14 protein-coding genes are annotated in these 11,853 nt (G+C 48.7%); all 14 read right to left on the reverse strand.

What is annotated here, in order from left to right:
• Nucleotides 1-171: 171 nt before the first annotated feature.
• Nucleotides 172-1,419: a plasmid recombination protein gene (locus tag ACSAMP_RS00900; RefSeq protein ID WP_015517767.1), complete on the reverse strand. Its 1,248-nt coding sequence runs from the start codon at nt 1,417-1,419 to the stop codon at nt 172-174.
• Nucleotides 1,420-1,787: 368 nt separating this feature from the next.
• On the reverse strand, nt 1,788-2,771 hold the full coding sequence (gene rlmN, locus ACSAMP_RS00905; RefSeq protein WP_002584956.1) for a 23S rRNA (adenine(2503)-C(2))-methyltransferase RlmN: 984 nt from the start codon (nt 2,769-2,771) through the stop codon (nt 1,788-1,790).
• A 16-nt stretch (nt 2,772-2,787) separates the two neighbouring features.
• Complete coding sequence (locus tag ACSAMP_RS00910; protein ID WP_117567892.1) at nt 2,788-2,940, reverse strand: cysteine-rich KTR domain-containing protein; 153 nt, start codon at nt 2,938-2,940, stop codon at nt 2,788-2,790.
• Nucleotides 2,930-3,196 (reverse strand): hypothetical protein, encoded by a 267-nt coding sequence (locus ACSAMP_RS00915; protein ID WP_242992232.1) that lies wholly within the window; start codon nt 3,194-3,196, stop codon nt 2,930-2,932. The genes ACSAMP_RS00910 and ACSAMP_RS00915 overlap by 11 nt, the downstream gene beginning before the upstream one ends.
• 249 nt (nt 3,197-3,445) lie before the next feature.
• Nucleotides 3,446-3,724 (reverse strand): type II toxin-antitoxin system YafQ family toxin, encoded by a 279-nt coding sequence (locus ACSAMP_RS00920; RefSeq protein ID WP_021632616.1) that lies wholly within the window; start codon nt 3,722-3,724, stop codon nt 3,446-3,448.
• Entirely contained in the window at nt 3,717-3,983 is a 267-nt protein-coding gene (locus ACSAMP_RS00925; RefSeq protein WP_117894176.1) for a type II toxin-antitoxin system RelB/DinJ family antitoxin, read from the reverse strand. The genes ACSAMP_RS00920 and ACSAMP_RS00925 overlap by 8 nt, the downstream gene beginning before the upstream one ends.
• Nucleotides 3,984-4,238: 255 nt before the next feature.
• Complete coding sequence (locus ACSAMP_RS00930) at nt 4,239-5,690, reverse strand: hypothetical protein (RefSeq protein ID WP_199488597.1); 1,452 nt, start codon at nt 5,688-5,690, stop codon at nt 4,239-4,241.
• Nucleotides 5,691-6,104: 414 nt separating this feature from the next.
• Entirely contained in the window at nt 6,105-7,352 is a 1,248-nt protein-coding gene (locus ACSAMP_RS00935; RefSeq protein WP_015517767.1) for a plasmid recombination protein, read from the reverse strand.
• Nucleotides 7,353-7,720: 368 nt separating this feature from the next.
• Nucleotides 7,721-8,704 (reverse strand): 23S rRNA (adenine(2503)-C(2))-methyltransferase RlmN, encoded by a 984-nt coding sequence (rlmN, locus tag ACSAMP_RS00940; protein WP_002584956.1) that lies wholly within the window; start codon nt 8,702-8,704, stop codon nt 7,721-7,723.
• 16 nt (nt 8,705-8,720) lie between these two features.
• Nucleotides 8,721-8,873, reverse strand: a complete 153-nt coding sequence (locus tag ACSAMP_RS00945) for a cysteine-rich KTR domain-containing protein (protein ID WP_117567892.1) — start codon at nt 8,871-8,873, stop codon at nt 8,721-8,723.
• Nucleotides 8,863-9,129, reverse strand: a complete 267-nt coding sequence (locus tag ACSAMP_RS00950) for a hypothetical protein (protein WP_242992232.1) — start codon at nt 9,127-9,129, stop codon at nt 8,863-8,865. Before ACSAMP_RS00950 ends, ACSAMP_RS00945 begins: the two co-directional genes overlap by 11 nt.
• A gap of 249 nt (nt 9,130-9,378) precedes the next feature.
• Nucleotides 9,379-9,657, reverse strand: coding sequence for a type II toxin-antitoxin system YafQ family toxin (locus ACSAMP_RS00955; RefSeq protein WP_021632616.1), 279 nt, complete (start codon nt 9,655-9,657; stop codon nt 9,379-9,381).
• A complete protein-coding gene (locus ACSAMP_RS00960; RefSeq protein ID WP_117894176.1) occupies nt 9,650-9,916 on the reverse strand; it encodes a type II toxin-antitoxin system RelB/DinJ family antitoxin in 267 nt (88 codons plus the stop codon). The genes ACSAMP_RS00955 and ACSAMP_RS00960 overlap by 8 nt, the downstream gene beginning before the upstream one ends.
• Nucleotides 9,917-10,171: 255 nt before the next feature.
• A complete protein-coding gene (locus ACSAMP_RS00965; protein WP_199488597.1) occupies nt 10,172-11,623 on the reverse strand; it encodes a hypothetical protein in 1,452 nt (483 codons plus the stop codon).
• Nucleotides 11,624-11,853: the final 230 nt, after the last annotated feature.

The raw sequence follows: 11,853 nt of genomic DNA on the forward strand, positions 1-11,853 counted from the left end.
CCCTCCGCTCACCCCCCTTTCCCCTCCGACTTTCTCCCTTTCAGAGAGAAAAAATATAGGTTGGGAGTACCCTTACAGGGGGCTTAGATTATCAATACAGCAATTCCCTATTTTCAGTTGTTATTATAGCCTGTCCGAAAGAGATTTTCAAGCCCTCCGGACAGGCTTCTTTTACAGCTCCATGCCGCCCATTCCTCGCTGGTGCTGCTGTTGCTCCTGCTGCTGTCCAATCTCCGGATCGGGCAGCAGCTCCCTCGCCTTTTCAAGCAGAGGACGCAGACGCTCCGGCAAGTGTTCTTCCAAGAAGTCCAGCATCCGACCGATGCCGTCCGTCAGACGCTCGGTGAAGCTGCGTTCCTCCTGCAGCTCGGATTGCAGATAATAGTTTTCATCGCGCAGCCTCCGGTTTTCCTGTTCAAGCCTCTGCTGCCGCTGCGCTTCTTCCAGCCGCTTCTTCATGGACGGCACCTGTGACCGCAGACGGGTGTTTTCCTCCGTCAGCTCCTGTACCTTGTGCCGATCCGTCACGCTGCGCAGTGCCATTTTCTTTAGCTGCTCGACCTGATCCACCGTCACGCCCTTTACTGCCCCTGTGAGCGTCTTTTCCGGCTGAATATCATGCAGGGGTGCATTTACCCTGTCAGCCTCCTTTAAGAGCCGCACAGTGCCTTTCAGAGCGTCCCGCTGCCGTTCCAGCTCAGCAACCTCCCGCTCTACTGCCGCTGTCTGCTGCTGCACCGCTTCCAGCCTCGCAGCCGCTTCCTTGAACTGCGGCAAGTCCATGTGCGGTCTGTTCGTGCCGAGAGAGATAATTTCAAAATCGTGCCGCTGGGCGATCTCCGTCAGAGCTTCTTTCTCCCGTTCCATCCACGCCGCCCATTCGGTCTGCTTTCTGCCGACACCGACAAACCCCTGCTGCTTCAATGCCTGTTTCATAGATACCCTTGTAGAAAGTCCTCTTGACTGCTCCGTTGCCACAGGGATAAAATCGACATGGAGATGGGGCGTTGCCTCGTCCATGTGCAGCACCATATTGAACACCCGCAGATGGGGGTTGCGTTCTGCAAAAGACTCCGCAAAATCTTTCAGAGCTGCCGCCGCCCGTTCTCCGTCCGGCGTACCGCACCCACAGTCGCTCATGTTGCCGATCTGGAAGATCGCTTCATGGAACAGCTTTTCCTGTTTACTCTGCCGGATATGCTCATAGTAGTCCGGTATCTTATCTCTCGTTTTGGTTTTCTTTGCGTTGTAGGCTGCGAGAGCTTCATCAAAGACCATATGATAGACCTGCTTCAGATCCTCGTTGCAGAAAACAATGTTCTGCTCCGTCCGGCTCCGGTCTACATTCGCCGCTGAGAAGCTGCGGTTGTTGTGCCGGATGCTCCCTGCACCTGTCATACCCGAAATCGTAACTCCCATAAAATCGCCCCCTTTCCGCTTATTCTTCCGTCCTCTATTTTATCATAAATTTCCGCTAAAAACAACCTCTTTGTTACTTTCTGGTGAGAAAGTAACGCAAAAGCACTTTCACACCGCCACCCCATCGGTGCAGCGGTGTGAAAGTGCTTTGCGCCCCTAAAGGGGAGGGGTTGCCGGAGCTGCTTCACTGCCGGCTCGTGCCTGCTGCTCTGCCAGCTCCGGAGGGGCGCTGCCCCTGCCGTCTGCGGACGGCTCCCCGACCTTCATCCCACCGATAAACTGGAATTGGTCATAAAAAAGCCGATAACACATAGGTTTTTTGACCTAATGCGTTATCGGCTCTGCGTCTATGCGTCTGGCACTTTTAATCATTTTTTTTTGAATTTATTATATGTGTTAGCTAACTGTCCACAAGCCGCGTTAATCTCTCTGCCATGAGAAACTCTCATAGTAACTTCAAGTCCTGCTTGCTCTAATTGATGTTTGAATGCAACTATTTCCCGTTTCTGTGGTGCTTTAATTCTTGAATTGCTTGTTGGGTTGTATTGTAACACGTTAATCATAACTTTTTTGCCCCGAAACCATTTTGCAAGTTGTCTTACATCTGAGGGCCGGTCATTTATACCCGGTAAAAGCAAATACGCAAAGACAATTTTGCGATTATGCCTTTCAGAATAGGATAAGGCTTGCTTAACAACATCTTCAATAGCATATATGCGCATGTGAGGAATAATACGATTTCTTGCAGATTGTGTTGCTGCGTGTAAAGATATTGTCAACTGAATTTTAAGATGTTCCTCGCGCAATTTTTTTAATTGATCGACCGGACCAACTGTTGATATGGTAATGCCGTCGGTTGGAAAGTTGAGCCCATATCTATCTCGGAGAATATGGATTGCTTTTATCAAGTTGTCATAATTGAATAAAGGCTCTCCCATACCCATAAAAACGATACGGTTTACTTTTCGACGCAACAATATAATCTGTTGTACGATTTCTGACGATGTTAGATTACGAACAAAGCCATTTCGCCCGGACTCACAAAAAATACAACCAACAGGACAACCGACTTGTGTGCTCACGCAAACAGTTCCACCATCTCGCCGCTTGATAAAAACCGTTTCAATGTATTTGTTGTCTTTCAGTTCGTAAACATACTTTTCAGTATCACTGCTTTTGCAAATATTTTTTACCAACATTGATAGATTTTTTTTGCGTGGTAATTGCTTATATAATTCTTCATATAAGGCTTTTGCTTCATTCTCGCCAATAACTTCCGACATTTCTTTGTAAGTAAATCCGTATGGATCATTCCGTACTTCCGCAGGCGTATATTTAGGTAAACGTTTCATTTTTATATCCTTTCTTCTAAATAATAAAAGTTTGTTTTTCTGTATTTTTGATTACAATCTCTAATTTTTCTACATCAATGATATGCGTCAATTTGCATTTAGGGCAGAAAAGAGGAAAATCTTTTAATACAGTATCAATTCCCGATTTGTCGTTCTGTTTAGTCCCCAAAGAACCTACTAAACCAGCTACGCTTTTGAACCGGTTCTGTCTCACGCTCCGGCTGATCGGCTCCGGACTTGCCGGAAAGAAGCTGCTGATGCATTGTCCCAGCATGGAGAGCCTGGGCCGCTGCCGCAGTCTGCTGTGCCGTCACCAACGCCGAGCTGACCTCCGCCAACCTTGCGTTCAGTTCCTCGATCTGCTTGTCCTTTACAGCAAGTTGCTCGCTTTTCCGGTCTAATTCTCCCTGCAGCATAGCGATCAAAGTGGTTTCGCAAGTTTCGCAACTTGCTTTCGCCTGTTGCGAAACTTGCTTTCGTTCAACACCTAAATAATGCTGATATATGGCGGTTTTTTGACTTTCGCTGATTGCGAAACTTCCTTTCGCATCTTTCGCAACATGGTTTCGCCTACACCATGCACGAACTGCCTGTTCCGACACGCCACATTCTATTGCAATTTCCGTTATTACACCCGCCAAATATCATCACCACTCTTTCATCCGGAGTTAATCTCAAAACAAATCGCTATGAGATCCCGTCCTTATCAATTTCAAAATCAAAGTCTGCCGAACAACTTTATAGACCAACAGCCAGTCCGGCTCGATGTGACATTCTCTCATGTCCTTATAATTTCTGGAATTAGTGAGAGCATGATCTCGATACGCCTCCGGCAACGGCTGCTCGTTACACAACAGCGTGATCACTTCCTCCAACTTCTTCGGATCGCAGCCTCTCTTGATCGCAAGCTTGTAATCTCGTTTGAACTGCCCCGAAAACTCCGGCTTAAGCATTCAGCGCCTCCATCAGATCTACAACGCTATCAAACGGACCATACATATCCTCTCCCTTTTCTGCCGCCTCCATCGCCGCATAGGTAACAGCATTCGGCTCGTCAACCTTGACTTCAAAGGGAAGTCCATGACACCTAAGTGCCTGTCGATAAAAAATACCCGTTGCCGTACTCAAATCCATTCCGAGGGACTTAAAGAGAGCTGCCGCCTGTGCTTTCAGCTCCGGCTCCATTCTTATCGTCATATTTCCTTTAGCCATAATAGCACTCCTTTCCTCGTCATTTTTAGCTTGCACTAATATTATATTCAATATTCGTGACATTTGCAAGTGCATTGCAAATGTTTTTTTGCAACTTTTCTATGAACAGTGCTTTCTATATGCTAACACCGCAGCGTGTACATTTAGGGGGTGAAAAAGCCTTATTTCGCGCGGTTTTCAAGCCTCGTTTTCGGTGGGGTAATATAAAAACCCTTACCCGCCCCGAAAACGCCTTGTAGGGCGTTTCTGGGGCGTTTACAGCCCTTTCTTAAATTCCTCCACCAACAGATCGCTCAAAGCCTGTGATGGGCGTATTTTGACCGTTATATGCCCCTCCGGTACGGTGTCCCACCATTTGCGGATCGTTTTCGGATCAAGTCCGGTGTCCCTATGACAATCGGCCTTGCGTCCCTCTGGATGCTCCTGCCGCCACGCATAGACTTGCGCTTTCTTTTCTTCTGCCCCTTTTCTTCTCCATGTGCCGCCAGGATAATCCACTTCCTGCACCGCCCTTGCTCTTTTCAAATGCTCTTTCTGTGATCTACCATTCCTCTTGTTGCGCTCGATGCGAACATCGGTCAGAGCTTCAATATCGGAAATCGTGAAATTGTAATACTCCTTGTCGTAGGCTTCCAGCGCACTCCGTATATCTTCCTCGGTCAATGCGTTCTCATGCTTCACCATCTGCAGATCATCAAAAGCCTCTTTCATATCCTGCCGGAGCTGCTGCTTCGACACACCGCATTTGTAAGCATAGATAGCAAGGCACATCAAAAAGAAATACCGATGCCCGCCCTTTATCTCTCCGATCTGCCGCAGCCACCAATGGTAGAGCGCATACGGATCATCACCATGCACCTTTCCGGCAATATCCCACTTCTTGCGTCCTTTCTCGCCTCTCACAACAACACGCTCATACCACTCCGGATATGCCTCCCTCGCCTCAGCTCGTGTCATTTTGGATGGGCTGAAAGGCTTATTGACATCCACCCTGTTTTCTGGCTTTGCGTAGGCGTTCAGATAATCCAGCGTTACCCGTTCTCCGGTACGGAAAGCGACCAGCTCCGTCCCATGCTTGTCATTGATGCTGCCCACCATGCGGAAGCTCTGATTGATGGATTGATACTGGATCGCCTTGACCTGCGAAGTGCTGCCATACTCCCATAGCCGGAAAGTGAGGTCATATTTCAGACTTTTAAGCTGAATTTTTATATTCGGGTATAGGTCAATCGGCTGCTGGAAAACATAGTAGATATGCAGCCCTGTCCCCGACAGAACAAGGAAAGTCGGCATCGGCAACCGGCGCACTCGCTCCGGATCGCCGCCAAAGCGCAGAAAGAGGTTGCGCAGCTCGGCAAGACCTACGCCATCCAGATCGAAGATCAGAGCATACATCCGCTGGGCGTTCTCCAGCCTGTTCTCCTTTCTGCGATATGCAAGACCGCTGCACAAAGTAAGGCTGTTCCCCTCGACAAACTCCATGTAATCCTGTTCCCATGTGTCGTTATACATCTTCCTGCGCCGGAGCTTCTTATCCTCGCTCTGTTCGTCCCGATACAGATACACAGCGTTCGGATGGGAAAAATCCGTGTGCCGTTCTCCGGAGTTCTCATTGTCCGGAAACAGCTCTTTATAAAACTCATAGCCTCCGACCTCCGGATATTGTGCGCTCAAATACTCGTAGCAGCCTCGATAATTCTCGGTCATATTACCACCTCACAAAAGAAAAAGTACCAAAAGAAAATCCGCTGCGGCGGGGATCGCCTGCGGGCGGGAAGGGGGAAAAGGGGGAGCAAAAGAGCGGCGGCTACGCCGCCTTAAAGAGAAAGTCACCTCCCCCTTTTCCCCCTCGCTGCGGGGCATTGAAAGTGCCGCCACTATGGAAAACCCGATGGGTTTACCACAGTGGCTTGGAAAACCTCTAACGAGGTTTACCACACTTCCAACACCCCTCCGCTCACCCCCCTTTTCCCCTCCGACTTTCTCCCTTTCAGAGAGAAAAAATATAGGTTGGGAGTACCCTTACAGGGGGCTTAGATTATCAATACAGCAATTCCCTATTTTCAGTTGTTATTATAGCCTGTCCGAAAGAGATTTTCAAGCCCTCCGGACAGGCTTCTTTTACAGCTCCATGCCGCCCATTCCTCGCTGGTGCTGCTGTTGCTCCTGCTGCTGTCCAATCTCCGGATCGGGCAGCAGCTCCCTCGCCTTTTCAAGCAGAGGACGCAGACGCTCCGGCAAGTGTTCTTCCAAGAAGTCCAGCATCCGACCGATGCCGTCCGTCAGACGCTCGGTGAAGCTGCGTTCCTCCTGCAGCTCGGATTGCAGATAATAGTTTTCATCGCGCAGCCTCCGGTTTTCCTGTTCAAGCCTCTGCTGCCGCTGCGCTTCTTCCAGCCGCTTCTTCATGGACGGCACCTGTGACCGCAGACGGGTGTTTTCCTCCGTCAGCTCCTGTACCTTGTGCCGATCCGTCACGCTGCGCAGTGCCATTTTCTTTAGCTGCTCGACCTGATCCACCGTCACGCCCTTTACTGCCCCTGTGAGCGTCTTTTCCGGCTGAATATCATGCAGGGGTGCATTTACCCTGTCAGCCTCCTTTAAGAGCCGCACAGTGCCTTTCAGAGCGTCCCGCTGCCGTTCCAGCTCAGCAACCTCCCGCTCTACTGCCGCTGTCTGCTGCTGCACCGCTTCCAGCCTCGCAGCCGCTTCCTTGAACTGCGGCAAGTCCATGTGCGGTCTGTTCGTGCCGAGAGAGATAATTTCAAAATCGTGCCGCTGGGCGATCTCCGTCAGAGCTTCTTTCTCCCGTTCCATCCACGCCGCCCATTCGGTCTGCTTTCTGCCGACACCGACAAACCCCTGCTGCTTCAATGCCTGTTTCATAGATACCCTTGTAGAAAGTCCTCTTGACTGCTCCGTTGCCACAGGGATAAAATCGACATGGAGATGGGGCGTTGCCTCGTCCATGTGCAGCACCATATTGAACACCCGCAGATGGGGGTTGCGTTCTGCAAAAGACTCCGCAAAATCTTTCAGAGCTGCCGCCGCCCGTTCTCCGTCCGGCGTACCGCACCCACAGTCGCTCATGTTGCCGATCTGGAAGATCGCTTCATGGAACAGCTTTTCCTGTTTACTCTGCCGGATATGCTCATAGTAGTCCGGTATCTTATCTCTCGTTTTGGTTTTCTTTGCGTTGTAGGCTGCGAGAGCTTCATCAAAGACCATATGATAGACCTGCTTCAGATCCTCGTTGCAGAAAACAATGTTCTGCTCCGTCCGGCTCCGGTCTACATTCGCCGCTGAGAAGCTGCGGTTGTTGTGCCGGATGCTCCCTGCACCTGTCATACCCGAAATCGTAACTCCCATAAAATCGCCCCCTTTCCGCTTATTCTTCCGTCCTCTATTTTATCATAAATTTCCGCTAAAAACAACCTCTTTGTTACTTTCTGGTGAGAAAGTAACGCAAAAGCACTTTCACACCGCCACCCCATCGGTGCAGCGGTGTGAAAGTGCTTTGCGCCCCTAAAGGGGAGGGGTTGCCGGAGCTGCTTCACTGCCGGCTCGTGCCTGCTGCTCTGCCAGCTCCGGAGGGGCGCTGCCCCTGCCGTCTGCGGACGGCTCCCCGACCTTCATCCCACCGATAAACTGGAATTGGTCATAAAAAAGCCGATAACACATAGGTTTTTTGACCTAATGCGTTATCGGCTCTGCGTCTATGCGTCTGGCACTTTTAATCATTTTTTTTTGAATTTATTATATGTGTTAGCTAACTGTCCACAAGCCGCGTTAATCTCTCTGCCATGAGAAACTCTCATAGTAACTTCAAGTCCTGCTTGCTCTAATTGATGTTTGAATGCAACTATTTCCCGTTTCTGTGGTGCTTTAATTCTTGAATTGCTTGTTGGGTTGTATTGTAACACGTTAATCATAACTTTTTTGCCCCGAAACCATTTTGCAAGTTGTCTTACATCTGAGGGCCGGTCATTTATACCCGGTAAAAGCAAATACGCAAAGACAATTTTGCGATTATGCCTTTCAGAATAGGATAAGGCTTGCTTAACAACATCTTCAATAGCATATATGCGCATGTGAGGAATAATACGATTTCTTGCAGATTGTGTTGCTGCGTGTAAAGATATTGTCAACTGAATTTTAAGATGTTCCTCGCGCAATTTTTTTAATTGATCGACCGGACCAACTGTTGATATGGTAATGCCGTCGGTTGGAAAGTTGAGCCCATATCTATCTCGGAGAATATGGATTGCTTTTATCAAGTTGTCATAATTGAATAAAGGCTCTCCCATACCCATAAAAACGATACGGTTTACTTTTCGACGCAACAATATAATCTGTTGTACGATTTCTGACGATGTTAGATTACGAACAAAGCCATTTCGCCCGGACTCACAAAAAATACAACCAACAGGACAACCGACTTGTGTGCTCACGCAAACAGTTCCACCATCTCGCCGCTTGATAAAAACCGTTTCAATGTATTTGTTGTCTTTCAGTTCGTAAACATACTTTTCAGTATCACTGCTTTTGCAAATATTTTTTACCAACATTGATAGATTTTTTTTGCGTGGTAATTGCTTATATAATTCTTCATATAAGGCTTTTGCTTCATTCTCGCCAATAACTTCCGACATTTCTTTGTAAGTAAATCCGTATGGATCATTCCGTACTTCCGCAGGCGTATATTTAGGTAAACGTTTCATTTTTATATCCTTTCTTCTAAATAATAAAAGTTTGTTTTTCTGTATTTTTGATTACAATCTCTAATTTTTCTACATCAATGATATGCGTCAATTTGCATTTAGGGCAGAAAAGAGGAAAATCTTTTAATACAGTATCAATTCCCGATTTGTCGTTCTGTTTAGTCCCCAAAGAACCTACTAAACCAGCTACGCTTTTGAACCGGTTCTGTCTCACGCTCCGGCTGATCGGCTCCGGACTTGCCGGAAAGAAGCTGCTGATGCATTGTCCCAGCATGGAGAGCCTGGGCCGCTGCCGCAGTCTGCTGTGCCGTCACCAACGCCGAGCTGACCTCCGCCAACCTTGCGTTCAGTTCCTCGATCTGCTTGTCCTTTACAGCAAGTTGCTCGCTTTTCCGGTCTAATTCTCCCTGCAGCATAGCGATCAAAGTGGTTTCGCAAGTTTCGCAACTTGCTTTCGCCTGTTGCGAAACTTGCTTTCGTTCAACACCTAAATAATGCTGATATATGGCGGTTTTTTGACTTTCGCTGATTGCGAAACTTCCTTTCGCATCTTTCGCAACATGGTTTCGCCTACACCATGCACGAACTGCCTGTTCCGACACGCCACATTCTATTGCAATTTCCGTTATTACACCCGCCAAATATCATCACCACTCTTTCATCCGGAGTTAATCTCAAAACAAATCGCTATGAGATCCCGTCCTTATCAATTTCAAAATCAAAGTCTGCCGAACAACTTTATAGACCAACAGCCAGTCCGGCTCGATGTGACATTCTCTCATGTCCTTATAATTTCTGGAATTAGTGAGAGCATGATCTCGATACGCCTCCGGCAACGGCTGCTCGTTACACAACAGCGTGATCACTTCCTCCAACTTCTTCGGATCGCAGCCTCTCTTGATCGCAAGCTTGTAATCTCGTTTGAACTGCCCCGAAAACTCCGGCTTAAGCATTCAGCGCCTCCATCAGATCTACAACGCTATCAAACGGACCATACATATCCTCTCCCTTTTCTGCCGCCTCCATCGCCGCATAGGTAACAGCATTCGGCTCGTCAACCTTGACTTCAAAGGGAAGTCCATGACACCTAAGTGCCTGTCGATAAAAAATACCCGTTGCCGTACTCAAATCCATTCCGAGGGACTTAAAGAGAGCTGCCGCCTGTGCTTTCAGCTCCGGCTCCATTCTTATCGTCATATTTCCTTTAGCCATAATAGCACTCCTTTCCTCGTCATTTTTAGCTTGCACTAATATTATATTCAATATTCGTGACATTTGCAAGTGCATTGCAAATGTTTTTTTGCAACTTTTCTATGAACAGTGCTTTCTATATGCTAACACCGCAGCGTGTACATTTAGGGGGTGAAAAAGCCTTATTTCGCGCGGTTTTCAAGCCTCGTTTTCGGTGGGGTAATATAAAAACCCTTACCCGCCCCGAAAACGCCTTGTAGGGCGTTTCTGGGGCGTTTACAGCCCTTTCTTAAATTCCTCCACCAACAGATCGCTCAAAGCCTGTGATGGGCGTATTTTGACCGTTATATGCCCCTCCGGTACGGTGTCCCACCATTTGCGGATCGTTTTCGGATCAAGTCCGGTGTCCCTATGACAATCGGCCTTGCGTCCCTCTGGATGCTCCTGCCGCCACGCATAGACTTGCGCTTTCTTTTCTTCTGCCCCTTTTCTTCTCCATGTGCCGCCAGGATAATCCACTTCCTGCACCGCCCTTGCTCTTTTCAAATGCTCTTTCTGTGATCTACCATTCCTCTTGTTGCGCTCGATGCGAACATCGGTCAGAGCTTCAATATCGGAAATCGTGAAATTGTAATACTCCTTGTCGTAGGCTTCCAGCGCACTCCGTATATCTTCCTCGGTCAATGCGTTCTCATGCTTCACCATCTGCAGATCATCAAAAGCCTCTTTCATATCCTGCCGGAGCTGCTGCTTCGACACACCGCATTTGTAAGCATAGATAGCAAGGCACATCAAAAAGAAATACCGATGCCCGCCCTTTATCTCTCCGATCTGCCGCAGCCACCAATGGTAGAGCGCATACGGATCATCACCATGCACCTTTCCGGCAATATCCCACTTCTTGCGTCCTTTCTCGCCTCTCACAACAACACGCTCATACCACTCCGGATATGCCTCCCTCGCCTCAGCTCGTGTCATTTTGGATGGGCTGAAAGGCTTATTGACATCCACCCTGTTTTCTGGCTTTGCGTAGGCGTTCAGATAATCCAGCGTTACCCGTTCTCCGGTACGGAAAGCGACCAGCTCCGTCCCATGCTTGTCATTGATGCTGCCCACCATGCGGAAGCTCTGATTGATGGATTGATACTGGATCGCCTTGACCTGCGAAGTGCTGCCATACTCCCATAGCCGGAAAGTGAGGTCATATTTCAGACTTTTAAGCTGAATTTTTATATTCGGGTATAGGTCAATCGGCTGCTGGAAAACATAGTAGATATGCAGCCCTGTCCCCGACAGAACAAGGAAAGTCGGCATCGGCAACCGGCGCACTCGCTCCGGATCGCCGCCAAAGCGCAGAAAGAGGTTGCGCAGCTCGGCAAGACCTACGCCATCCAGATCGAAGATCAGAGCATACATCCGCTGGGCGTTCTCCAGCCTGTTCTCCTTTCTGCGATATGCAAGACCGCTGCACAAAGTAAGGCTGTTCCCCTCGACAAACTCCATGTAATCCTGTTCCCATGTGTCGTTATACATCTTCCTGCGCCGGAGCTTCTTATCCTCGCTCTGTTCGTCCCGATACAGATACACAGCGTTCGGATGGGAAAAATCCGTGTGCCGTTCTCCGGAGTTCTCATTGTCCGGAAACAGCTCTTTATAAAACTCATAGCCTCCGACCTCCGGATATTGTGCGCTCAAATACTCGTAGCAGCCTCGATAATTCTCGGTCATATTACCACCTCACAAAAGAAAAAGTACCAAAAGAAAATCCGCTGCGGCGGGGATCGCCTGCGGGCGGGAAGGGGGAAAAGGGGGAGCAAAAGAGCGGCGGCTACGCCGCCTTAAAGAGAAAGTCACCTCCCCCTTTTCCCCCTCGCTGCGGGGCATTGAAAGTGCCGCCACTATGGAAAACCCGATGGGTTTACCACAGTGGCTTGGAAAACCTCTAACGAGGTTTACCA

It is taken from the genome of Flintibacter sp. SJQ-8, from assembly GCF_054108085.1.

What these genes read in the sequence shown, in the direction of transcription:
- rlmN (WP_002584956.1), bottom strand. Translation starts at nt 8,704, where the DNA reads ATGAAACGTTTACCTAAATATACGCCTGCGGAAGTACGGAATGATCCA.
- ACSAMP_RS00960 (WP_117894176.1), bottom strand. Translation starts at nt 9,916, where the DNA reads ATGGCTAAAGGAAATATGACGATAAGAATGGAGCCGGAGCTGAAAGCA.
- ACSAMP_RS00920 (WP_021632616.1), bottom strand. Translation starts at nt 3,724, where the DNA reads ATGCTTAAGCCGGAGTTTTCGGGGCAGTTCAAACGAGATTACAAGCTT.
- ACSAMP_RS00935 (WP_015517767.1), bottom strand. Translation starts at nt 7,352, where the DNA reads ATGGGAGTTACGATTTCGGGTATGACAGGTGCAGGGAGCATCCGGCAC.
- ACSAMP_RS00930 (WP_199488597.1), bottom strand. Translation starts at nt 5,690, where the DNA reads ATGACCGAGAATTATCGAGGCTGCTACGAGTATTTGAGCGCACAATAT.
- ACSAMP_RS00955 (WP_021632616.1), bottom strand. Translation starts at nt 9,657, where the DNA reads ATGCTTAAGCCGGAGTTTTCGGGGCAGTTCAAACGAGATTACAAGCTT.
- ACSAMP_RS00965 (WP_199488597.1), bottom strand. Translation starts at nt 11,623, where the DNA reads ATGACCGAGAATTATCGAGGCTGCTACGAGTATTTGAGCGCACAATAT.
- ACSAMP_RS00900 (WP_015517767.1), bottom strand. Translation starts at nt 1,419, where the DNA reads ATGGGAGTTACGATTTCGGGTATGACAGGTGCAGGGAGCATCCGGCAC.
- ACSAMP_RS00925 (WP_117894176.1), bottom strand. Translation starts at nt 3,983, where the DNA reads ATGGCTAAAGGAAATATGACGATAAGAATGGAGCCGGAGCTGAAAGCA.
- rlmN (WP_002584956.1), bottom strand. Translation starts at nt 2,771, where the DNA reads ATGAAACGTTTACCTAAATATACGCCTGCGGAAGTACGGAATGATCCA.